Source organism: Neptunicoccus cionae (assembly GCF_014643735.1).
In the GTDB taxonomy this organism is placed as follows: Bacteria; Pseudomonadota; Alphaproteobacteria; order Rhodobacterales; family Rhodobacteraceae; genus Amylibacter; species Amylibacter cionae.
In genome coordinates this window covers 1-23,240 of sequence record NZ_BMKA01000002.1, presented here as the reverse complement: position 1 = coordinate 23,240, position 23,240 = coordinate 1, and the positions used below count along the sequence as shown (strand labels likewise).

Below are 23,240 nucleotides of genomic sequence, written 5' to 3'. Positions count from 1 at the left end.
TTCAAGTTGCAAACTTCTATCTTTTACTGACAACACAATAGAAAGCGCCCGTGATGACCAAAGATTTTGAACTGTCCTTCGAATTTTTCCCGCCCAAATCGCTGGCGGCCAGTTTCCGGCTGTGGTCTGCGGTCGAAACGCTGCAAGTCTTCGATCCGGATTTTGTCTCTATTACATATGGTGCCGGTGGATCGACGCGGGATTTGACCTGTTCAGCAGCCGGTGTGATTGCCCAGAACTACGGTATGCCAGTGGCGGGTCATCTGACCTGTGTGGATGCCACCCGTGAAGAAACCCTGTCTGTGGCACGGGGGTATGCCGCCAAGGGCGTGCGCCGTGTTGTTGCACTGCGCGGCGATGCCTCTGATCCCGAAGCCGGTTTCCAGCCTGTGAAAGACGGGTTCGCCGGTTCGGTTGAATTGGTGAAGGCGCTGGCTGATCTGGGTAACTTTGACATCGCGGTGGGCGCTTATCCCAACCGTCACCCTGACGCCACCAGCGACACATCCGATGTGGATCACCTGAAGGCGAAGTTCGATGCGGGCGCGGATCGCGCGATTTCGCAGTTTTTCTTCGAGGTTGAGGATTTCCTGCGTTTCCGTGACCGTTGCGTTGCCGCTGGCATCACGCAACCGATTATTCCGGGCGTGCTGCCCATCGAAAACTGGGCCAAAACCAAGAAATTCGCGGCCCCTTGCGCGATCCCGATCCCTTACTGGATGGAAGAAGGCTTCCGCCATGCCGCGGCTGCAGACACCGAGCGCCTGTTCGCGACTGCCATTTGCACCGAAGCCTGCGATACCTTGCTGCGCGAAGGGGTGGACGGTCTGCACTTTTACACGCTGAACGATCCGACCCTGACAGCGGACGTTTGCCGCGCCATCGGAAGAACGCCACGTCATTTGGAACTGCAAGCCTCTGCCTGAGCGGTTGAACGCTTGAAGCAATGGTTATCAAGGCTCTACGGTTTGGTCACAACCAACCGGAGAGCCTTTTGCCATGCGCGACTTGAAATACGCCAAAACCCCTGACGATCTGCCCGGACCGGAGCAAAAGGAATGGACGGGACTGGAATACCTGCAAAAAACACTGGACGGCGAGGTCGCGGCCCCGCCCATCGCAGGGTTGATGAATTTCCGTCTGGAAGCTGTCGAGTTCGGGCGTGCTGTGTTTCGTGGCATCCCAAAATACGCGGCTTTCAACCCTGGTGGAACCACCCACGGGGGCTGGTACGGCGCAATTTTGGACAGTGCGATGGCCTGCGCGATCATGTCGAAATCCGGCAAGGGCGAGCTTTATACAACGCTGGAATATAAAGTGAATATCGTCCGCCCTGTGCCAGAAGGCATGGAGGTGGAAGCCGTTAGCGTGGCGAGCCATGTCGGACGTGCAACCGGTGTGGCCGATGCAGAATTGCGCGGTGTGGAGAACGGCAAGCTCTACGCCACAGGCTCCACCACATGTTTGCGGGTCGGGGGATAATCAAACAGCGTGCGCGCCAAGTTCCTGTAGGGTTTCTGACAGGATCGCCTGCAACTCCGGCGCGATTTTCGGGCTGCAGACATAGGGCAGCCCCTTGCGCGCTTGCGTCCAGCCGATCACATGCACTTGCTTGGCCGCAGGCTCACAGCTTTGCAGCATGGCCCATGTGCGACAGTCAATAGCTGCCACATCCGCTTTGCCCTCGGCCACCATCTGCACTGAATGGCGATGACTGCTGGAATGTTCCCCGTGACTGTAGAACGCCTTGCGCTGCTTGGTGGCGGCTGTCATGTCTGCGGTGATCGACAGATAACCCGAAAGGGACGCACGGTCGTTAAAGGCCAGCCGTTTGCCCTGTAACGCCTCAACCGGCAGCGCCGCTTTGCGATCCTGTGGCGGGTTGGTATTGATGCCCTTACCGGTTGTGATCACAGCAGAGCGGTAGAGCGGTCCCTGACCCCCTGTACAATCCGAATAATCCGGCTGGGCGAGGATATGTAAATCCGGCGCTACCCCGCAGGAAATCGGCCCCCAGCAAGTCTGGGACAGCAATAATCGGGGGTGGGCCAGCAGTTCTTCCGCATCGTGATCGGTTTCGGGCCGGTAAAAATCCACCAGCAAATCCGCGCCCCGTTTGTGCAATCCGGCCAGAATGTTTTGCCAAAGCGCGTCCGTTTCCGCCTTATATTCAGGCAGGTCATACATGGGTAGGGCTGCGCGGTATCGGGTCACTCTGCGTCCTTGCTTTGGTGCCAGGCGGGATGAACAACGGGTTCTTTGGCTATCAGAGCATAGGTTCGGAGCAATTTCCAGTAATTTGGAAAGACATACCCGTGGTTCAACCCGTTCCAATAGGCCTTGTCCTGCGCATAGAGGGCGGGCAACCGATACCACGGCGCTGTCGGGATTTTATGATGTACGAGGTGCAGGTTGTTGTTGAGAAACAAAAAACTGAACGGCGATTTCTCAACGATTATGGTGCGCCCTTCAGGTGTTTCGTGCCATTGGTGCTCTGCAAACGTGCGCAAGGAAATCAGCGCAGCCCCTCCCCAGCATGCTGTCATAAGGTACAGCCATACCGGAATATGAAACAGATAGATAAGGCAAAACAGGACCGGCACCAGTCCAAGCCCGTGTAGACACCACGCTTTGGCCACGCCCGGTTGCCCCTCTCGCAGGGCCTTAAGATCGCTGGTAATCAGGGCAAACATTGACAGAGGCGGGCCAAGGATCAACCGCCCAAGCAGCGTGTTCGACCAGCCCAGCACGCGCTGCACCCATTGGGGCAATCCCGCATAATACCTTTGGGCGCGGTAATAACTTTCAGGATCGTCAAAAGGATCGGTCAACCGTTCGTCCGCGTGATGACGCAGGTGCATGGTGCGATAGCGGCGGTAGGGCCAGATCAAACCGGGGTTCGCCGTCACCAGCATCTCGTTCAGGATGCGATTTCGGGTCGGGTGGCCATGGAGTGCTTCATGCACCAGTGACGAATGAAGCGCGTTCAGGATCGCCAGCAAGAACAGCGCGATTGAGGGAAAGTACGGGTAAACTGTCGCGCCGATAAACAACCACGAGCCGTAGGTCAGTAAAATAAGGCTCAAGGTTGGCCATTCTATGCGGGCGGTTCTTTGGGAAACTGTAGTTTGCATCTAAAACCTTCTGTTTTTAAAGGATTTAAATCAGCGGCGGACGCACGAACAACGAGAGAACTGTAACAAAACAAAGGTTCTGTTGTTTTTAGTCACCAAATCTGTTGAAAGTAATCATGGATCGTAGGGAAACATCAGATATCTTTCGCGCGCGCCTTGGCGATCTCCACCGCCAAAGCGGTTTGCGCCAGTCCGCTTTTGCGGCCCAACTCGGGATTGACCGTTCGGCATTGTCCCAGTTGTTGGGCGGGGCGGGGGCACGGTTGCCACGCGCGGACACGCTGGTCGCGTTGGCCCGTACCCATCAGGTGTCGGTGGACTGGTTGCTCGGCCTGTCGGAAGACCGCGGGGTCACCACGGCAACACGCGACATGCTAGAGATCGCAGGAGGTGCTGACAGTCTTGACCGATCTCCGCTGGTGCAGTGGCACGAAGAAGCACTGGGCACCAAAATTCGCTATGTTCCAGCGGGTCTGCCAGACCTGTTGCGCGATGCTCCGATTGCACAATACGAACATCGCACCGCAGCGGTAGAGGATGACAGCCAGCGCTTGCAGGATGGCTACCGTCGGGACTATGCCCGTCTGCCAGAAACCGATATGGAAGTGGCGATGCCCCTGCAAACATTGCAAAGCTTTGCCGCAGGTCACGGCGTCTGGTCCGGTCTGTCACGGGTGCAACGGCAGAACCAACTTGCCCATATGGAACAATTGTTACGAGAACTCTATCCCGGCTTCCGCCTTTATCTGTTTGACGGGAGCGCGCGATTTTCGATGGCCTATACCATCTTTGGGTACCAGCGCGTGGCGATTTACGCTGGTGAAATCTACTTGCTGCTTAACGCGACCCATTCGATCACTACGATGGTCGGGCATTTTGATAACCTCGTCCGCGCCGCCGAAGTCCACGCTCATGAAGTCGCCGATTTCGTCGCTGGTCTGGCGCGGTGACGTTCAACGGCGCACTCGTTCCCGATTCAATGTTCCTTAAATACTCATCACCCGCGCCGCAGTGTTCGGGCCGTTACGGCGTAAAGGCCGTCCCCAAACCACCGATCACCGGATCAAGCATATACGTCAGAAGCGTCTGCTCTCCGGTTGAAACCAGAACCTGAGCAGGCATTCCTGGAACAATATCCACATTCGCCATATCTTTAAGCTTCTCATCAGGCACAAGAACCGTGATGTTGTAATAAGACGAACCATCCGTTTCATCCACAAAGCTGTCCGCCGAGACATTCGTTACGGTTCCAGTGACCACTGGCGTGGTGCGAAAACTGTAGGCCGTCAGGCGCACCCGCGCCTCCCCGCCTGTGACAACTTCGTCGATGTCACTGGGGCGGACCCGCGCTTCGATGAAAAAACTGCTGTCGGCCGGAACGATATCGAGCAGCTTCTGCCCGCTTTCGATGACTTCGCCGATGGTGTTTATATCCAAACCCACGATACGACCTGAAATCGGTGCCCTGATTGACAGACGTTCGCGCACATCAAGCATGGCAGCGATACGTTGGCGGATATCATAAACCCGATCCTGAATCGCCTGACGCTCGGCAGTTACAATCCGCATACGCTCGCGGCGTACATGGATTACACGTTCGCGAATTTCCGATTTCTGTTGAAGCAGGCTTTGCACCTGCGCCTCTGTCGTTCCAAGGTCGCCAAAGATCTGGGACTCTGCTTGAAGCCGGTTCACATAACGCCCTTTGGTCACGAGACCTTTTTCAAACAGTTCGGTCAGGTCTTTGGTCTCGCTGGCCACCAGCTCCATCTGTTGTTCCAGAGATTTCACGCGGCGCATCGTGCCGTCTATTTGCTCGTCGAGCTGGTTGATACGGTCCTGCAGGATCGCCTCTTGTCCTGCGTCGCTTCGCATGTTGGAGTCAAAAATGTTCTTTTGCGTGTTGAAGACCTCTATCATAGAGGGATCTTCTTCTATCAGGTGGGTAAACTCTTCGGTTAGTTCCAGTGCGTCCAACTGTGAGAATTCAGCAGCGCTGCGGATCTCTTGTGCGAGCGCACTTGCAAGTTGTCCACGTAGAATCCCCAATTGGGCTTTCACCCGTGTGTCTTGTAGAGTGGCAAGCAGATCGCCTTCTTTGACCACGCCGCCTTCTTGCACAAATATGCCTGAAACGATGCCGCCTTCCAGATGTTGCACGATCTGGCGGTCGCCGAGTACCTTGAATTCACCAGAGGCAACAATCGCAGTGCGCAGCGGAGCAATCGCCGCCCATGATCCAAGGCCGCCAAACAATCCCAGACTAAGAAAACCGAGCGTCAGGACCAGCCCTCGCACGCGGGTGGGTGGCACGACATTCACCTTGTTGGATGGCATACGATCAACCAGCCCAACCGGATTTTCTTTAGCTGCTATTATTGAAGAACGGGTCATTTGGCGCCTCCGGTTTTCACAGTCCGTTTAATGATTTTGCGGGGTTTCAGAACCGCGACTTTCGGGTCGTCGGTGGTTTTGTTCGACAGGGGTGAGACCATGCTGTCCAGCACCGACTTGGATGCGCCGAAGCGAACCATTCGCCCGTCCTGCATGATGCCGGCGTGGCTAACGCCGCGCAGGATGCTCATGCGGTGGGTGATCAGAATGACGATGCAGCCGCGATCTGTTGCATTTTGCACCGCTTGGGACAGGGCTTCCTCTCCGTCGGGGTCAAGGTTGGCATTCGGTTCGTCCATGACGATGATCCGCCGGTCGCCAAAGAAAGCGCGGGCCAGTCCGATACGCTGCCGCTGACCTGCGGATAACAACTCTCCGCGAAGTCCCACTTGTGTGTTGTAACCGGCAGGAAGCGACAGGATCAGCTCGTGTATGCTTGCCCGTTTGGCGGCTTCAACAACCGCTGACGGGGAAGCCTCTTCGTCCATCATGGCGATGTTTTCCGCCACGGTGCCCTGAAAGAGTTCTACACGCTGGGGCAGGAACCCTATGTATTGCCCGATCTGATCCACTGGCCAGTCCGTCAGGGCCGCGTCATCAACCCGAATGTAGCCCCGCGACAAGGGTTGCAACCCTACCAGTGCGCGCGCCAGAGAGGTTTTGCCAGCCCCGCTTGGCCCGATGATTCCGAGCGCATCGCCCGGACGAAGTTCAAAAGAAACATCCAGCAGCAGCGGTGCCTGTTTGTTGGCCACAACCACCGTCGCGTTTTCAACGGACAGGCGGGCGTTCGGCTCTGGCAGGTCCATCGTTTGCGCGGCCTCTTTCTGAGAGGCGAACAGCGCATTCAAGCGGCGCATCGCAAGGCGTGCCTGCGAAAACTGGCGCCATCCTGCGATGGATTGTTCTACCGGTGCCGCAGCGCGCCCCAAAAGGATCGAACTGGCGATCATCATACCAGGTGACAATTGCCCCTGAATAACCAGCAGGACACCACCGCCCAGCAAAGCGATCTGAAGCGCCATGCGGGTCATCTTGGCAAATGAAGTAAGCAAAGCGATGCGATCCGTGGCAACAGCGCCAAATACCATCGCGACGAATGTTTCTTTCTTCCAGCGCTGGATTAGCGCCGGTGCTTTACCCATAGAACGGACCACCTCGGCGTTGCGCAGCATCTCCTCAATGGTGCCTGACGCCTTTTGTTCTGCATCACTGGCAGCTTCGGTCGGTTCGCGGCTGACCAGCTCGCTGATGATCCCGAGACCGAACAAAAACAAAAGCCCAATGGTCGCGATTATCCCCAGAACGGGGTGAAACAGAAAAATTACTCCGACAAACAGCAGGGACCAAGGCGCATCTAACAGGGCGATAAACGCCGCACTGTTAACAAATGCCCGTATCTCCTGAAGGTCGCGGACGGGGCGGGCCCCTTGCGTATCATTCGGGTTGGTCGCCGTGACCAGACCGTGCAGGACGCTCGGGCCGTGGTTGCCCTCTAGCCGTGTGCCCAGACGGGCCGCAAGCCGCTGGCGGATTGTATCAAACGCAAGAAAAAAGATCAGAGCGATTGCCGCTCCGATCGTTAGCATGATCATTGTGTTGACGTTTCCCGAAGACATAACACGGGAGAACAGCTGAAGCATGTAAAGCGGTGCCGTTAATACCAGAAGATTGATAAACACGCTGGCCAGAAAGATAGCTGTAATTAAGCCACGCTGCCCTGAAAATACCTTTTTTGACCCCATGATTTTGCCTTCTTTAAATACAACACTAAATTACAATTTTGACCCAAGAGTATTCCAAGTCCGCCGAGGGATGGCCCGCTTAGAAAATCTTGGGCCAAAATCGGGGATGGCAAGACGTCTGCTGTCATGCCACCCCATCTCTTGTTGATTAGACGATCACAATATCGACAGCTTCATAGAGGTAGTTCCCCTGCGAGTAGCCGTTGATGCCGACCCCAACAAAGCCATCCGCATCGTTGCCCAAGTGATCAAACACTGTGAACGGAGTGACGACCCCTGTTGATACGCCCAGCAGATCGACTGTGGATCCACCCACTGCAACAGTGGTGTCGGTTCCATTGTCCACGACCGATGTAGCCGCTTCCAGAGCGTCGAACAGATCGCTGTCTGATGCAGAACCGGTCAGGTCGTTAATGCGGTACGTCAGAACATCGTTGTCGCCGGACATTGTGAAGTCGGTCACTGTGTCATGGCCATCCGCAGAGACAAAGCTGGCGCCGTCCCAAGTCAGGTCGATAACAAAGATATCCTTGTCAGAACCACCGGTCAGGACATCGTCGCCCTCACCGCCGATGATGATGTCTTCATCAAAGCCACCGTCGAGGACATCGTCGCCAACGCCACCGGTAAGCAGGTCGTCGTCTGCACCACCATAAAGGTGGTCGTCGCCTTCGTTGCCTTCTAGATCATCGTTGCCGTCGCCGCCGTAAATGGTGTCATTTCCGTCGTCACCACCCATCCAGTCGTCGCCGTTGTCACCATGCATAACGTCGTTATCATCGCCGCCGCTCATGGCATCATCGCCTTCGCCACCGGACATCTTGTCTTCACCGGAACCACCAGACATACGGTCGTTGCCGTCGTCACCGAACATGGTGTCGTCGCCTTCGTCGCCGAACATAGCGTCGTTGTCGTTGCCACCTGACATCCAGTCGTTGCCCTCGCCACCCGACATATCGTCGTTGCCGTCGTCGCCGTGCATGGTGTCGTTGTCCTGATGGCCTGACATCTTATCGTTGCCGTCGCCGCCGGACATCCAGTCGTCGCCTTTGTTGCCCTTCATGACATCGTCGCCGTGACCGCCGTACATCTCGTCGTCGCCGTCGTCACCGCACATCATGTCATTGTCGTCATCGCCATGCATGACGTCGTCACCTTCGCCGCCGTACATCTTGTCGCGACCGGTTCCACCATAAAGGCTGTCGTGATTGCCTTCACCGTAGATTTTGTCGTGACCAGCACCACCGTGGATCAGATCGCAACCTTCTTCTCCCTCGTCAATTTCCCGCGGAGTATCGATGCAGTCGTCGCCTTCACAGAGTGGGTCTTTGCCTTCAGCGTGGTCACCATAAATGGTGTCGCCTTTGGAACCGCCGCGCATGTAGTCGTCGCCCGAGCCGCCTTTCATCCAGTCGCGTCCGCCGTCACCCTGCATAGAGTCGTCAGCCGACCCGCCAGACATTTGATCAGCGCCACGGCCACCAAACATCAGATCCTCGTCAGCGCCGCCGAACATAATGTCAGCCTTAGCGCCGCCATCCATGATGTCTTCGCCGTTGCCACCGTACATGCAGTCACTGCCACCGCGGAAGTCGACTTTCTTGCCGCCCCATGTGTCAGAGCCGGTGTCCAGATCAGTGGCATTGCCTTGGCGGATGTCACCGTACATTTCGTCGTTGCCATCGTCCCCAGTCATGAAGTCGTCGCCAAGACCACCGGTCATACGGTCATCATCGTCGCCACCTGACATGCCGTCGTCGCCTTCGTTGCCGTACATGACGTCTTCGCCAGTGCCGCCGAACATGCAGTCATCGCCGCCTTCGCCAGCCATACAGTCATCGCCAGCGCCGCCGTACATTTCATCGTTGCCGTCATCCAGGGACAGGTCGTCGCCGTCGTCACCGATCATCACGTCGTCGCCATTGCCGCCGTAGATCTCGTCGTCGCCTTCGCCGCCTTTGATCTGGTCGTCGCCGTTTTCGCCGTAAATCGTGTCATCTCCGGTTTCGCCGTCGATGTAGTCGTTATCAATTGAACCGTCTACAGCTGCGAAAGGGCCGCCCCAGACCGTGGCGCCATTGCCACCGACCAGCACATCGTTATGGCCGCCGCCGAGGATTTTATCGTCACCGCCATTACCCAGAATTGTGTCGCAGCCGTCTTCGCCGTCGATAATGTTGTTGTTTTCGTTCCCAACCGCGCTGTCATCGCCGGAGCCCAGATCATAATTGTCCGGAGACCCGGTGAGATTCAGGTCTACGAACTCATCGCCGTGGGACCCTGTTCCCGTAACTTGGTTGTTAAATGGTTTGTCCAGATTGATAATGCATTCCGGCTCGCATTCGGGCCATACTCTTGGATCAGTTGACATAATTTAACCTCCTAATTGATAAGGTTAATGTAAGATTGAAATAATTGACGTCTCACAATAACCGTTTGATTGCGCTGAAAATAACCAGCTACTAGAACGCTCAAAATCTGCGTTGTAAGTTCAGTTCAGCAGAAATTACGAAGCCAAACTGCCCCCTTTTCGGGGCAAAATTAAAATTTATTAACAAAGTATCCCTGGATAAATGCGGACACATTTTGAGCTTCGGACAGGATGACATCCGACCACAAAATTCCTGCTGCCAAACCGACTGCTATCAAGGAAATTTTGCTTAGAATTGCCCTTGGTTTTTTTGCTTTAACCTTGGCGTGACGTTCAAACTGCTCCTCTACAACCTGGCTCAGAAGTGGCGCGAGTTCGATGCGCAATGCTCCCTCCATGCTGTTCACGGCTCCGTCGATTTGATCGAAGCGGCTCTCCAGATGGATACGCTCTTGTTTGGAACGGCCGTCTTGCTTCTCGGTCAGGCTTTCATTCAGGGCGCGTAGTAATGTGACCATGCGGTTGTAAAGCTCGATCACGTCCTCGCGCTTGGCAATCGGCTTTTCGCCCGCGACCAGAAAGCCTTGCAAGATTTTCGCTTCGGTTTCGGAGTACCCGTTGAGCTTGGTGCCGAGGCTCTGTCTTGGTTTCACCTCGGGGTTTTGCCGTGGCTTCATCTCAGGTTCAACTGCTGTGGCGTTCTTCGTAGCTCTTTGGTTAATATGGTTCATCGCTCTCTCCTCAACCTGCTTGCCATGTCAAAAGCTGCGCCATTTCTGCACGGCAATTGACGTTCAACTTGCTCAAAACTCGCTTTGAGTAAGTGCTGCAGGTTTGTTCGGTCAATTTGGCTTTAATTGCCATCTCCCGGTTGGACATCCCAAGCTGCATCAAAGACGCGATACGCGCTTCGGCTTTGGTAAGACCCATTTCCCGCGCAAGCATCACGATCCTTTTGGGGTCAGGCGGTGCGGGGAGCATCGCAATCACCATCGTGGCACCCGGACCGCTTTCGAATTTTCGCAGAGACAAAAGAGACAGGCTTTGCGCGGATTTATTTTCCAACATCAGGATCTTTTCCATGCCGTTGGATGTGGAGCTAACGGCGCACTCTTTCACCAGCTTGCGCAAGTGGGCGGTGTCCGTACTATTGCTGCAACAAATCCCGTCCCCGCGAGAGCGCAGAATGTTTTGCACTTTCAGCAGTTCGTATCCGGCGGTATTTGCGCGAACCAACCGGCAACTCTGATCCAGAACCAACACCGCAGAAGCGATCTTGTCGTTGATGATCCACAACAGCGCATCGTCAACGAACTTCCCAGTGTCGGTCAAGATTTCGGACAGGCAGTCTTCCCGAAGCAGGGGCCAGATGTGCTGAAGGTGTTTTTCAGAATTCGCGGGCGATCTGCCCCGCGATTGGAGCACTTCTATATAGTCGATTGAACCGTCCGCGAAACAGGACTCGTAAACGTGCCAGCGCGCGCCTTTAGATCCTGTTAACGATTTGGAGATATGCTCTTTCATGGCCGAGCTGTCAGATCCACCCGCTTCTTTCGAAGCAAATCTGATCTGCCGCCCCGGACGCAGAACTGCGCCCGCCGACATGATGGCGTCTGGTTGATCATCAGATTCATAAAAATGCGTGGAGAGAACTATCTTATCTTCACCGTGACGCACATGAGCAATTGCTGCGTCTGAGAACTCTAACATTGTCCGACTGAACTTGTCCGACTGTTTAATTACCCCCCCCGCGTGGGTGGGGCTACAATAAACATTCATTTTAACCTCCCTCTGGTCATATAAATGTCAAAATCTACATTAACTATTCATCGACTATACCACAGCGCTTGTTCGAATCCTCGGCGCACACGACCTAGTCGGTTCGCTTGATTCGCTCGGGACGGGTTAAAACTTATAAAACCTATGGTTGCGAAACTGGCCGAGAGGACTAATCCATTTGGATTAAGCCAGCTCTGACGCCTAACCAAAAAATATCGTCAAAGTTGTGTGAGAAGGGCTCCGATTCGCTACACAGAAAAGCTACTAAACGGTTAATAAGCCGCATTTTTTCTGGCACACTCCCAAAAATCACAATCGTGAAATCGAAGCGTTAGGCTCTCGATTTCGGCGTTAGAACCTTGATTTTTCAATAAATTCGGTACAAGCTAACTTTAATAAAAATTCAATAATTTCTTACGAATTTCATTTTTTTGAACGGTGTGTGGGATGTCGATTTTTGTTGTTTCCAAAAATCACTTGCTTCGCGACATGATAGCCACAATTCTGGAGTCGCGCAGCCAACAAGTGAAAACAGTGTGTGAAAGCGCGAGTGCAATCGGCTCTACGCGTGACGGGGATATTGTGATCTTACATGATCCGGCTTCCGTCATCGCGGCGAGAACAGATATCGATATGCTGCGTCAGGCAACTGCGAACCTTAAGATAATTCTGGTGCCCAAGAGCGAGCAGTTGGAAGGGTATTTTGCCGACTTCAACAATTTCGTTGCAGCGATTATTCCTGAAGGGAGCTCGTCAGAAGCGTTTCTAAGCGCTGTTACTATGGTGAGCGAGGGATTCACCATTTCGGCCTCAATCAGCCGCGATGCTATTCACAAGGTTAAGCCATCCGAACTGCTAGAGACGGGTTTGGCGGAAGGCCATCAGGACAGCAATATCGTCGCCTCCTTGTCTGAACGTGAAAAGCGGGTACTTAAACTGATCGCTGTCGGGGCCTCGAACAAGGCGATTGCGCTCGATCTCGGGATCGCCGAGGCAACGGTCAAATCACACCTTCGTTCTTCATTCCTGAAAATCGGGTGTAAAAACCGTGCACTTGCAGCAGTGTGGGCTTCCATAAACCTGTAGTACATTTTCTGCGTACATGCCTGTCAGAACTGCAAAGGTGTGACAGGCAGGCTGCATACCACTGGCAAATGATCCGTTTGGTCTATGCTTGAACCGCTGGCGGGGTTGACCCTCCTACCAGCTTTACGCTCTATGACCTAAAACGAACGGGACAGACAGAATGATAAATTTGACGTTGGAAAACGGGAAGACCATCATGGTCGGGGTCACAAGCCTGCAAGCGGCGATTACAGGCGCAACCGGCACTGGTGCGCTGATCGTTTTGGGCGGCGGTATCACCTATGATGTTCGGGAAAGCCCTGCCGAAATCTCCGCGCTGCTCGACGAGTATAAAGCAAAGAACGCATAAGAGTGTGATGTCCTCAACCGGTTTAGGGACGTAATAAGCAAGCAGACAAAAAAAACCGCGCCGATGAAGACGCGGTTTTTGTTTTGCATTTGCCGTTCGATTAGATCGAGGTGCAGATGTATTTCATCTCGAGGTAATCTTCGGTGCCGTGGCGGGAGCCTTCGCGCCCGATGCCCGATTGTTTGACGCCGCCAAACGGGGCGAGTTCGGTTGAGATCAGGCCAGTGTTCACGCCGACCATACCATATTCCAGCGCTTCCTGAACGCGGTGTACGCGGGACAGGTCGTTGGAGTAGAAATAGGACGCCAGACCGAAGATCGTGTCGTTTGCGGCGGCAACCACTTCTTCTTCTGTATCGAATTTGAACAGGGGGGCAACGGGGCCGAAGGTCTCGTCGTTTGTGACCATCATGTCGGATGTGACGCCGGTCAGGATTGTTGGCTCAAAAAAGGTGCCGCCAAGAGCGTGCCGTTTGCCGCCAGCCACGATTTTAGCGCCTTTGTCGGTGGCGTCTTTGATGTGCTCTTCCACTTTTTCCACTGCATCTTCAGAAATCAGCGGGCCAACCGATACTCCATCATCCAGACCGTCGCCTACGTTCATGTCAGCCACAGCCGCGGCGAGTTTTTCGGCGAAGGCATCATAGACGCCAGCTTGGACGTAGATCCGGTTGGCGCAAACGCAGGTTTGACCGTTGTTGCGGTACTTGGAGATCATCGCGCCCTCGACCGCTTTGTCGAGGTCGGCATCGTCAAATACGATAAACGGAGCGTTGCCGCCCAATTCCATCGATGTTTTCATGATCTGCCCTGCGGCCTGTTCCATCAGAATGCGGCCCACTTCGGTGGAGCCTGTGAAGGTCAGCTTGCGCACGATGGGGTTGTCGCAGAATTCTTTACCGATGATGGGCGCGCGGGAATTTGTCACGACCGAGAACACGCCAGACGGCACGCCAGCCCGTTCTGCCAGCAGCGCCATGGCGAGTGCGGAGAGCGGGGTTTCTTTGGCGGGGCGCGCAACGAATGTACACCCAACGGCCAGTGCGGGCGCGACCTTGCGGGCGATCATCGCGTTGGGGAAGTTCCACGGCGTGATAGAGGCCACAACGCCAACCGGTTGTTTGATGACGGTGATCCGTTTGTCCGGTTGGTGGCCCGGAATGGTTTCGCCGTAATTGCGTTTGGCTTCTTCGCCGAACCATTCGATGAAGGAGGCACCGTACAGGATTTCCCCACGGCCTTCGGCAAAGGGTTTGCCCATTTCTGCGGTCAGGATGCGGCCCAGATCGTCGGCGTTTTCCACCATCAGATCGTACCATTTGCGCAGGATCGCAGCGCGGTCCTTGCCGGTGCGTGCGGCCCAGTCTTTTTGTGCGCCTTGCGCTGCATCAATCGCGCGTTTCACTTCGTCGATGCCAAGGTCCGGCAGCGTGGTCAGTACATCGCCGCGGGCAGGGTTCTTAACTTCAAAGGTGGCGCCGCTGTCTGCGTCAACCCATTCACCCGCCACATACGCCTGAGAGCATAGGAGGGATGGATCGTTCAAAAGGTTCTTCAAATCGGTTTTATCAAGCATGCGGGGTTCCTCCGGTAACATGTTCATTTTCGCGGCGAGGTGACACGATTTCTGCCCTAAGGGCAAGGCCGCAAAGCGGCTTTGAACTGCCAAAGGCGATTGCGGTCCGGTTAATAGCCGCTGATCGGGGCTGGCGCGGGGAAAATCCGGTCATAAGCCCAAGTGAAAGCGAAGGTGTAGAACAGGTAAAACAGCGTGAACGACATATCGAACAAAAGGGCGTGCACGAAGGTCAGGTCCAGCCACCACATCACAAAGGGCAGCATTAACAACAACATAGAGATCTCAAATCCGAGCGTGTGGATGACGCGGGCGTGGAGCGATTTCTCGGCGCTGCCGGTTTGGCGTGTCAGTGCCAGATCGAACAGAAGGTTATAGACGTAATTTAGCACGGTAGCGATCACCGACCCTGCCACTGCGATGACGCCAATCCCGGCCAGCGTAAGGTCCAGAAAAACCATTCCAACAGTCACAAGAATGACAAGAGCGACGCCTTCGAACAGGATCGCTTGCCGGATTCGATCAAAAGTGGTGCGCATGGGATATCCCTTTGTTTTCTAGAAAAGGGTCGTCCCTTTGGAAGGTCTGACCGGCAGGGAGATATGCCGGAGAGGTCGTCCTCTGGTCTTGATTATATCACGCTGTTTCAGCGGGGCAACAGAGGCAATTTCCTCCTGTAGGATGCGAAATGCTCGACAATTCCGATAAATCGCCGCAAAACTATTATAATTGAAGACTATGCTCCTTAGGTAGAGTGAAACAAGACGTTTTTGAAAGGGTTTACAATGGCAGATTTTGACGCGCAGATCAGGGAATCTCAGGCACAAGTGGAGGCGGCGCAGTCTAAAATCTCGGAAATGTCCTCCAAGCTGGAACAGGCGCAGGATAAGATGAAAACCGGCGATGATATCTCTATTGATATAGAGAATGCCTCGCTGGACGATGTGCATGCGCACTCTGACGCGATGAATGCGAATATTGCCGAACTGATCATGGGGCTGGACGATGTGACGGCTGCTTTCAGTCAGGATTTCGACGCGATGCGGACGAAAACCGGCTGGGAAACCTTTGTGGGGATATTCTCCAAGGGGCGGTCGGAAAGCCTGCGACAGGAACGGATGCGCACGGCCAGTATCGACGACAAATTGCAGGACCTGATTTCCAAATCCGATGTGATTGTGAACCTGTTACAAAGCCAGCTTGCGGTTCTGAACGAACACAAGACGCGGGTGGAAGGCAATTTGCAGGAGACCCTGACAGAACGGGAAGCTGTGGTTGGCGAGCTGGAGCAGATTAAAGCGGATTTGCTGGCGATGGACCCGAGCATTATCGAACTCGAGAACAAAATCTCGATGGAGCAGGACGCCGCCGCGCGCACCAAGTTGGAAAGCGAACTGGCTGCGCTTAATGCCAAGTATAACGAGCTGGCACAGGCCGAGCAGGTGAAACTGGCGAATTCCCAGACGCTGGAACGCTATATCGAAAAGGGCAAATCCTGGGTGGACAGTCTGCAAAATCAGGCTGCGACCCAAATGGTGTTGATCAACAAGCTGCAAACGGACACGAAACAGCGGGTGGTGTTGTATGATGCGCTGACGAAATCCTTGAAAACTGCGCAGCAGCAGGATGTGGCCCATAAGATTAACGAAATCGGCGTGCAGACCGATCAAGAAGCCCAAACCGCGATGGCGGCGATTGGCTCGGCTACGAACCAGCGCATGGCCGAGATGATGGAAAAGCACGAAGACCACATGGTGTTCGCCCGTAAGGTGCTGGAAGAGAAGGCTAAATCTGACGAGCGGTTTGCACGGCGTTTTGAAAAGATTGTCGAGAAACACGACAAGAACCTTTATGGCGCGTAAAAACAGGATCGTCGCGGGGCTGTTTGCATGAATGCCGATCTGACGCTTGATCACGAATATCTGGAAGGCGCGGCCCGCACGCGGCGCTATTTCGCGAAGTTCGAGAAGATCATCGCCCATCTGGAGCGGGTCACCGACTTGTCGCGAAACGACGGGCTGGTTGCCCACGGCGAGGCGGAGATCATCAAGGATTACCTCTCTCGATTAAGTCACACGTTCTCGGCGCTGTCCTACAAATATCTGATGACGTGGCGGGTGTCGGGCGCCTTGCCCAACGGCATGTCTGTAGACCGGCAGGAAAGCGGCTTTCCGGTGTTTCAGGAACTGTTGCAAATGGCCAATGACGCGCTGAACGTGGAACATCATCTCAAGGCCTCTCAGTCGCCCGACGAGATCAAAAAGGCGATGGTGCGCCATATCCTGAACGAACAATCCCATCCGACGGCGCTGCAATACGCACTGTCACAACGGCTCTATTACGAAGCACTGGCGGGGCGGGATTTGTTTTTTGCGGGCAATGACCCGCAGGCGATCTGGCGGGGCAGTATCGACGATGACCGGCGGCGCTATCTTTTGCACTGGGCGAGCTATGACAGCCAGACCAACTTGCCTGCAGTCTATATGATGGAGCTAGAGGATTCGGGGCGCACAGCACTGGTGCACGATGATCGACGCTGGCCGCAGGTTCAGGCGCATCTGATGGCACAGGCGGTGTCGGGTCTGAAACTGGTGACGATTGCCACCGGCTTTGATCAGGATTTCGACGACCTGCACCCCAAAAAGCTGCGCCGCATCCATATTGGGCCGATGTATTCCCACGCTTATACCGAACAAACCGGACCGCTGCGCGATGTACTGGCGGAAACGGCAGGGCAGGAGGGCATGGACTGGGCGCTGGCATGGACAGTGGAAACCCTTTGGTCAAAAACGGTGACGCAGGAAAAGACGGGGTGGTTTTCCGTGGCCCAGCGGGAGATTTTCAATCTGGAAGATCGCGGCGAACTGACCGGCGCGACCGAGCAGAACCGCTCGCTCATCCTGCCGCAGCGGGCCTATCAGGTGCTGAAAGACCGCGATCCGGCAGGCATGCGCAATGTGCGCAAATATGTTGTGGGCTCTGGCGGGCGCGTGGCCAGTTACAATTGACGACAGGATTTTGAGACAATGAATGAAACCGGCAATTTAATGGAATTGAAAGAGGAATTGATCCTCGGCAAATACGATGCAGCTGTGGCGATGCTGGACGGGTTTGACCACACACCGCGGCTGGCCCAAAAGCGCGAAACCGCGCCCCAGCAAGAGCGATCCAGTGGCATCGGCACACGGCGGCGGTTCCGCTCCACCACGCCGGGGCTGGTGACACGCTCTACCGCGCGCCCCGAAGGTGTGCATCTGATTGAACGGATCGAAGGCGCGGATGAAAGCGATCCGCTGACCTCTCCCAAGCAGGCAACGGTGTTACAGGCACTGCGCCGCGCGCTGGCGGTGGCCCATGTTGTCAGCGACCAGTTTGCAGATCAGACAGGTCTGTCCGCCCTGTTGAAAGACAATCTGGCCGGTGCGTTGCCCCCTGCGAAGAAGGCTGAATTTGGCGAGTTGCTGGCGGGTTCTGCCGCGATTTCCTTACATGTTTTCGCCAATATGGCCGCCTATCTTGTCGCCCCGATCGCCTCTGCGGAAGGGGAGACTTCTGTGGATATTGGCGAAGTCGAAGAGGTCCTGACCGATAATCCGCAACTCGCCCTGCACGGCGCTTTGTGGGAGCTGGATCAAGACCTTGCCCTGTTTGCCAAGGATGAAGCGGGCGTGGTCCATGTGGTGCAGGCATTCTGCGAAAAGCTGATGGAAAAGGTCGCGCTGCGGGCGGGGTCCCTGCCACGGTTGGAGGCGTTTGAAAACGTGTCCTACCGCGTGGAGGCTGACGATTTTGAGATCAACGGATTTGCTGCCAGCCATAAGGCGAAATCAACCAAACTGACCATGACGTTCAAGAAACCGAACGAGGTTGTCGGCAACCATATCGCCAAATATCAGGCAATGAAATTGGCCAAAATGCTGATGGCCTATGACTTTGATCGCAGGCTTAATCCCTTCGCCGAACTGGGCGGATTTATCTTTACCTTCATGGGGGACGGTGCGCCCGGAACGGGGAAAACCACGCTGATCCAGATGATGGCGGGGATGATTAACGATTACTGCACCAATGCGGGTTATGCTTTTCGCTATCAGAATCTCAGCACTGATTCCATTGACAGTTATCAGGGGAAGTCGGCCCAGAACGCCAAGGCATTTATCAACAATGTGATTGATCCCAAGGTCATCGGCTTTGGGACGATTGATGACATCGACCAGCTTGCCGGTAAGCGGGGGGACAGGCAATCCTCGGCGGGGCAGTTGGAAATTACGGCAGTCCTGATGGAAAGTTTCGCAGGCGCAAACACTGTGGTGCGCGGGAATTGTACCTTTGGCATGTTTTCGAACTATCCCGAAAACGTGGACGACGCCCTGCGCCAACGGGCCGGCGCGCGGTTTTTGGTGGACGGTCCACAAACGCGGGACGATTACATCGACATCCTGCATCTGTTGATGGGCAAGAACCATGAGATCCCCACAGGAGAGCACGACCTGTTCGCGGCCCAACAGATCGAAAAAGCAGTCGCGGCCAGCTACGAAAGCCATGCCAAACCCCATGAGGCAGGGCTGCTGAATGTGTTTGACCGTGTGTCTTCCGAAATCGGTGCGCTCGACACGATTGCCAAGCTCGGCACCTACCTGAAAGGCATTCAGGAAGCCGACCCCCGCTTTACCGGACGCGCGATCAAGAACATCACGGACGCCGTCAAAGTCCGCGCGATGGACTTTGAACTGCCGGACGAATGGATGGAAGACACCGGGCTGTTTTTGGCAAAAGATTACGATACCAAAAAAGCGATGATTGCCGAACTGGCCCAACCGGTCACCGTTGAAATGGTCATTCAGGAAATCAACCGCTACGCCGATTCCGAATTCCGCTATGCGGATAAATCCGATGAGGTGGCGATCGAAAATATGGTGCGGGAGTTCGGCCGCAACGAAGAAGCCAAGCGGCGGTATCTGGAGGGGAAGGGGTGAGGGTTTTTCTTGAGATTTGTGTGCTGTCTTCTGTCACGGAGGGTGTCGGGCTTAAGCCCGACCTACGGGGTGTTCTGACATGATGCGTCTTGTTCGTCGGGGGTTGATGTTCGGGAACCTGTTTGAGGTGCGCTCCCCCACTTTGGTGGAGCGCTACAATCGTGCGCTGGAACATCTGACGGGGCGTCGCACAGCCCTGACGGATTTTCATGTGGATATTTCCGGCTATTCCCCTGAAATCGGGGATGAATTTGGCGATGATCACTACCTGAACCCCAACGGCTGTAACCGGCAGTTTATCGTGCTGTCGACCGAGCAGAAAACCGCGCCGCTGCTGAATGCGAAGTTCTCGACCTCTCGCAGTATCCTGCGCCGCTGGATGGACGAAAACGAGGCCCAACTGTTCGCCCTGACGGCCAAGGACGCTGTTGCGGGAGAGCTGGTGAACTCTGTTTTTTCGGTGGAGCGCCCCAATGACCTGCTGGCCATCCGCCGGATAGAGGTTGAGGCAGACACCACAGCTTCCACGGTTGAGGATGGTAAAATCCTGCAAGGCAAGATTGATCGGTTCCTGCAAGAGAATGACGCTTGGTGGGACGATGTTTTGATCGCGGAAATGATCGAGATCGGCAAAAAAACCGGCGATATCACCCGCAATCCGGTGGTGTTCACCCATAATAGCTTTGAACAGCGCAACTTCTACACCTCTCACTTCGGCGGGCTTTATGTGTTCCGCGATCTTGATGAGGCGGCTGTGATTTCAACGCAAGACATAGAGGATGTGTCGGATTGGGATGTGGAATATGCGATGGATTTCACCCAGCGCAATGACATCGCCACGTTCCTTGCAGCGAATAATCTGGTAGAACCGATCACCTCGGCACGGGGGCGGGATGTGGCGGCGATCCTGCAACAAAAGCTTGATTTTATCGTCGTGGATACCGCCGCTGAACTGGGCGAGAGTGTTGAAAATCCCGACCGGCGTGCCCTACGCCAGCTGGCGCGGCGCAATCTCAAACATCTGCCGCGCGAATATGAAGGGCTCTATCTCTTGTGGCAATGGGCGCGGGGGCAGGGGGACTGGCCGCGGATTACGTCGGAACATCCGGCCTATTTCTACACGCTGCGGGCCAGTGATCACGCCGATAAGGATCTGGTGAACATGCTTCTGGCGGAACTCGCGCCGCTGGATGTGCGCCAGTTGTTCATCTGCCATAAGGAAGCGTTCTATCGCACCTATGCCGGATGGTCAGATGCCAAGAAAGACTATGTGGCAGAGTATCTTGCATCGGAGTATATGATGGATAAGGCAGGCGCGCGGGAAGAGCTATTCGGCCATGAACCCGCAATGGAAGAACCCGCACCGGCCCGCGCCGCACAAAAGCGCAAGCCCGTGGAACAGCCTTGGGGCCGTCGCCGCGAGGATGACGACGACGATGATGATGACGATTTCGACGAAGATGACCGCGATATAGTGCAACGGGTTGGCCCTTGGGGGGCAGTAAAACGGAGATAGTTCAATGTTCGGATGGGTGAGATTAAGCATTATCGGCTTGTTTTTGATGACAATCGTCTACATCTGTCTGTCATGGTACTCTCGTTCTGTGCGGCGTGAGAAACTGGAAAAACAGTTTGACGAAGGCGCAGAGCATCCCGGCCCCCGTGAACAGTTCATAGAGGACGGGTTGAAAGCCTATGAAGGATCGCTCCGGCGCAAGCTGATCTGGGGCGTTTACGTTATTCCGGTCATTCTGGTGATCGTGATGCTTTATGTGACGAATTTTATGTGAGGATGGCCGTATGCGCTGGTTCAAATGGGGTTTCTGGGTTGTTTTGATCGCACTGGTCTTTGCATTCCTGCATTACACGTTGCCGCAGCGCGACATTGTCCGTGTGACAGGGACCGAGATCATCCGGCAGGATTTTTCCAAATGGAACCGGATCTTTTATGCCCAGACCGACAGCGGTAATAACGAAGGCGTTAACCGTGATTTGCGGCTGATTAACACTGTTTATCCCGACGGCAAGGTCATGGTGTTTCGCAACGAGGACACCGGATTTGGCTGGCCTTGGTATTTCAAACTGGACAGCTCGAACCTGCACGCCGAAGCGGACGACAGGGTGTCGACCCGCGCGGCACCGGAATGGGTGGCAATAAAACACTACGGATGGCGCAATGAGTATCTGTCGATTTATCCCAATGCGGTGACAATCTGGGATGTGTCCGGCCCCGAAGAGCGGATTATCCCGTGGTCAAACTTTGTGATTTATGCTGTGATAGGCCTGTTCATGCTTGGCTTTTACAGGCTGATCCAGCGCTTCAAACGGCGCAAGATTGACCCCGCACTCGCCCAGATCGAAGAACGCTGGGATGCTGTTGAAGCCCGTGCAGCCGAAGCGGGCGAGGATGTCGGCCGCGCCAGAGGCGGCGTGCGGGCCTGGTTCAAAAGCTGGTTTGGGTAACAGCGGAGGACAGAACAAATGCAGATCCGCAAACTGACAGGCTTTATGGGCGCTGAAATTTCGGGACTCGATCTGAAGCAGCCGATTTCTTCTGACATAACAGAGGGCTTGCGCGCCGCACTTGCCGCCCATCAAATGATTGTGCTGCGCGGCCAGTTCCTGACCATCGAAGATCAAAAACGGCTGAATAGAGTGTTCGGCCCAGCGATGCAGCTGCCCTATGTCACCCCGATGGAAGGTGAGCCGGAAGTAATAGCAGTTCTGAAAGAAGCCTCAGAAAAAACCGGCGGCGTGTTCGGTGGCGAGTGGCATTCCGATTTCTCCTTTCTGAAAAACCCGCCTGCAGGGTCGGTCCTGAATGCAGTTGAAATTCCGGACGTCGGCGGTGATACGGTCTGGTCTTCCCAAGTGGCGGCATATGACAGCCTGCCTGCGGATTTAAAGGCGCTCATCCACGGGCGGGATGCCATCCATGTGGGTAAACCTTATGGGGTAAAACATGCTCCGCCGGAAGAAACCCGCTCGGGTGCCTCAATCAAAATGGTGCGCGGCGATCCCGCGGCAGATCGCGAGATAAGTCATCCAGCGGTGATTACCGGATCAGACGGACGCAAAGCGTTATTTGTGAATCCGATCTACACCACCCGCCTAAGCGGCATGAACGAGGCTGAAAGCGCACCAATCCTTGAGGCGTTGTATAAACACGCCACCCGCCCTGACTTTTCCTGCCGCCTGAAATGGCAAGCCGGCGATGTTGCGGTGTGGGACAACCGGATGTCGCTGCACTACGCCACGAACGATTACGATGGGGCGCGCCGCTTGCTTTACCGAACAACGTTCAGCGCAGCGCCGCCACGCTAGGGGATAAAGCATGAGTATTTGGGGAACATTGAAGCCTCGGCTCCATTTTCTTTAAATACTCCCGCCGGAGGGGTATATCCTTCGTATCAAGCGCTTTCACGAACGCTCTGAGATTTAAATCGTGCTTTAATAAGAGTGCGGTAGCGTCTCAGCGCGGTCCGGAAGTTTCCGGGCAGTGCCATCTGCGTTTGTAGATATTTCGGAGGTACCCTTATGGCAAAATCGAATTTCTTTACAGTCGCACAGTTAAAGTCCCTGTCGCCTGGCAAACATTGCGACGGACAGGGCTTATGGTTGTTTAAGAGGAAAGACGGCAGGCACAATGGACATTCCGGTTCTCGCTGTTCGGTCGCCAGCGCGAGATGGGGCTCGGCTCCTATCCCCTCCTGACTCTCGCAGAAGCGCGGAAAGCGGCCCATGATGTGCGGCGGATTGTGGCGAACGGCGATGATCCAATCAAGATCAAGCAACGGCAGAGAAACCATGCAAGCGCACAGGAAGGTCGGTTT

General features: G+C 55.0%; 22 protein-coding genes. 13 read left to right on the top strand and 9 right to left on the bottom strand.

All coding sequences use genetic code 11. The features are described from left to right. The first annotated feature begins 53 nt into the window (after positions 1–53). Both metF and IEX10_RS05265 read left to right on the top strand, forming a co-directional pair. Positions 54–926: a methylenetetrahydrofolate reductase [NAD(P)H] gene (metF, locus tag IEX10_RS05270; protein ID WP_188671688.1), complete on the top strand. Its 873-nt coding sequence runs from the start codon at positions 54–56 to the stop codon at positions 924–926. Positions 927–999: 73 nt separating this feature from the next. After that, positions 1,000–1,482: a PaaI family thioesterase gene (locus IEX10_RS05265; RefSeq protein WP_188671686.1), complete on the top strand. Its 483-nt coding sequence runs from the start codon at positions 1,000–1,002 to the stop codon at positions 1,480–1,482. Here IEX10_RS05265 and IEX10_RS05260 read toward each other — a convergent pair whose 3' ends face one another. Further along, on the bottom strand, positions 1,483–2,214 hold the full coding sequence (locus IEX10_RS05260; protein ID WP_188671685.1) for a phosphate/phosphite/phosphonate ABC transporter substrate-binding protein: 732 nt from the start codon (positions 2,212–2,214) through the stop codon (positions 1,483–1,485). Next, positions 2,211–3,086: a fatty acid desaturase gene (locus tag IEX10_RS05255; protein ID WP_188671683.1), complete on the bottom strand. Its 876-nt coding sequence runs from the start codon at positions 3,084–3,086 to the stop codon at positions 2,211–2,213. Before IEX10_RS05255 ends, IEX10_RS05260 begins: the two co-directional genes overlap by 4 nt. A gap of 164 nt (positions 3,087–3,250) precedes the next feature. On the opposite strand from IEX10_RS05255, the gene IEX10_RS05250 reads away from it, so the two are divergent. Beyond that, positions 3,251–4,084 carry a helix-turn-helix domain-containing protein gene (locus tag IEX10_RS05250; RefSeq protein WP_188671681.1) on the top strand — a complete coding sequence of 278 codons (834 nt, stop codon included), beginning with the start codon at positions 3,251–3,253 and terminating at the stop codon, positions 4,082–4,084. A 73-nt stretch (positions 4,085–4,157) separates the two neighbouring features. On the opposite strand, the gene IEX10_RS05245 is transcribed toward IEX10_RS05250, so the two are convergent. The 5 genes from IEX10_RS05245 to IEX10_RS05225 all read right to left on the bottom strand — a co-directional run bounded on the left by IEX10_RS05245 (position 4,158) and on the right by IEX10_RS05225 (position 11,249). Beyond that, positions 4,158–5,528: an HlyD family type I secretion periplasmic adaptor subunit gene (locus tag IEX10_RS05245; protein WP_188671679.1), complete on the bottom strand. Its 1,371-nt coding sequence runs from the start codon at positions 5,526–5,528 to the stop codon at positions 4,158–4,160. Then, entirely contained in the window at positions 5,525–7,273 is a 1,749-nt protein-coding gene (locus IEX10_RS05240) for a type I secretion system permease/ATPase (protein WP_188671677.1), read from the bottom strand. Before IEX10_RS05240 ends, IEX10_RS05245 begins: the two co-directional genes overlap by 4 nt. Positions 7,274–7,421: 148 nt before the next feature. After that, on the bottom strand, positions 7,422–9,644 hold the full coding sequence (locus tag IEX10_RS05235) for a calcium-binding protein (RefSeq protein WP_188671675.1): 2,223 nt from the start codon (positions 9,642–9,644) through the stop codon (positions 7,422–7,424). Between the two features lie 170 nt (positions 9,645–9,814). Continuing rightward, positions 9,815–10,375, bottom strand: coding sequence for a hypothetical protein (locus tag IEX10_RS05230; protein ID WP_188671673.1), 561 nt, complete (start codon positions 10,373–10,375; stop codon positions 9,815–9,817). A gap of 10 nt (positions 10,376–10,385) precedes the next feature. Next, positions 10,386–11,249, bottom strand: coding sequence for a helix-turn-helix transcriptional regulator (locus IEX10_RS05225; protein WP_188671671.1), 864 nt, complete (start codon positions 11,247–11,249; stop codon positions 10,386–10,388). A 621-nt stretch (positions 11,250–11,870) separates the two neighbouring features. Between IEX10_RS05225 and IEX10_RS05220 the strand changes: the two genes are divergently transcribed. Together IEX10_RS05220 and IEX10_RS05215 are read left to right on the top strand one after the other, a co-directional pair. Further along, complete coding sequence (locus tag IEX10_RS05220; protein ID WP_188671669.1) at positions 11,871–12,509, top strand: helix-turn-helix transcriptional regulator; 639 nt, start codon at positions 11,871–11,873, stop codon at positions 12,507–12,509. 160 nt (positions 12,510–12,669) lie between these two features. Next, positions 12,670–12,858 (top strand): hypothetical protein, encoded by a 189-nt coding sequence (locus tag IEX10_RS05215; RefSeq protein WP_188671667.1) that lies wholly within the window; start codon positions 12,670–12,672, stop codon positions 12,856–12,858. Positions 12,859–12,958: 100 nt separating this feature from the next. Here the strand turns inward: IEX10_RS05215 and IEX10_RS05210 are convergent, their stop codons facing one another. Then, on the bottom strand, positions 12,959–14,434 hold the full coding sequence (locus IEX10_RS05210; protein WP_188671665.1) for an NAD-dependent succinate-semialdehyde dehydrogenase: 1,476 nt from the start codon (positions 14,432–14,434) through the stop codon (positions 12,959–12,961). Between the two features lie 110 nt (positions 14,435–14,544). Then, the gene (locus IEX10_RS05205; RefSeq protein ID WP_188671663.1) at positions 14,545–14,973 is read right to left on the bottom strand and encodes a PACE efflux transporter; all 429 of its coding nucleotides are present in this window, start codon (positions 14,971–14,973) and stop codon (positions 14,545–14,547) included. A 246-nt stretch (positions 14,974–15,219) separates the two neighbouring features. On the opposite strand from IEX10_RS05205, the gene IEX10_RS05200 reads away from it, so the two are divergent. The 8 genes from IEX10_RS05200 to IEX10_RS20185 form a co-directional block, all read left to right on the top strand. After that, complete coding sequence (locus IEX10_RS05200) at positions 15,220–16,296, top strand: coiled-coil domain-containing protein (protein ID WP_188671662.1); 1,077 nt, start codon at positions 15,220–15,222, stop codon at positions 16,294–16,296. Between the two features lie 27 nt (positions 16,297–16,323). Beyond that, positions 16,324–17,442 carry a hypothetical protein gene (locus IEX10_RS05195; protein ID WP_188671660.1) on the top strand — a complete coding sequence of 373 codons (1,119 nt, stop codon included), beginning with the start codon at positions 16,324–16,326 and terminating at the stop codon, positions 17,440–17,442. Positions 17,443–17,460: 18 nt separating this feature from the next. Next, a complete protein-coding gene (locus tag IEX10_RS05190) occupies positions 17,461–19,407 on the top strand; it encodes an AAA family ATPase (RefSeq protein WP_188671658.1) in 1,947 nt (648 codons plus the stop codon). Between the two features lie 79 nt (positions 19,408–19,486). After that, a complete protein-coding gene (locus tag IEX10_RS05185; RefSeq protein ID WP_188671656.1) occupies positions 19,487–20,923 on the top strand; it encodes a DUF6638 family protein in 1,437 nt (478 codons plus the stop codon). 4 nt (positions 20,924–20,927) lie between these two features. Then, entirely contained in the window at positions 20,928–21,197 is a 270-nt protein-coding gene (locus IEX10_RS05180) for a hypothetical protein (protein WP_188671654.1), read from the top strand. 10 nt (positions 21,198–21,207) lie between these two features. Then, positions 21,208–21,870: a DUF1523 family protein gene (locus IEX10_RS05175; protein ID WP_188671652.1), complete on the top strand. Its 663-nt coding sequence runs from the start codon at positions 21,208–21,210 to the stop codon at positions 21,868–21,870. Between the two features lie 18 nt (positions 21,871–21,888). After that, on the top strand, positions 21,889–22,731 hold the full coding sequence (locus tag IEX10_RS05170) for a TauD/TfdA dioxygenase family protein (RefSeq protein WP_188671650.1): 843 nt from the start codon (positions 21,889–21,891) through the stop codon (positions 22,729–22,731). 362 nt (positions 22,732–23,093) lie between these two features. Next, positions 23,094–23,240, top strand: a 147-nt coding sequence (locus IEX10_RS20185) for an Arm DNA-binding domain-containing protein (protein ID WP_188674530.1), incomplete at its 3' end; no start/stop codon positions are given.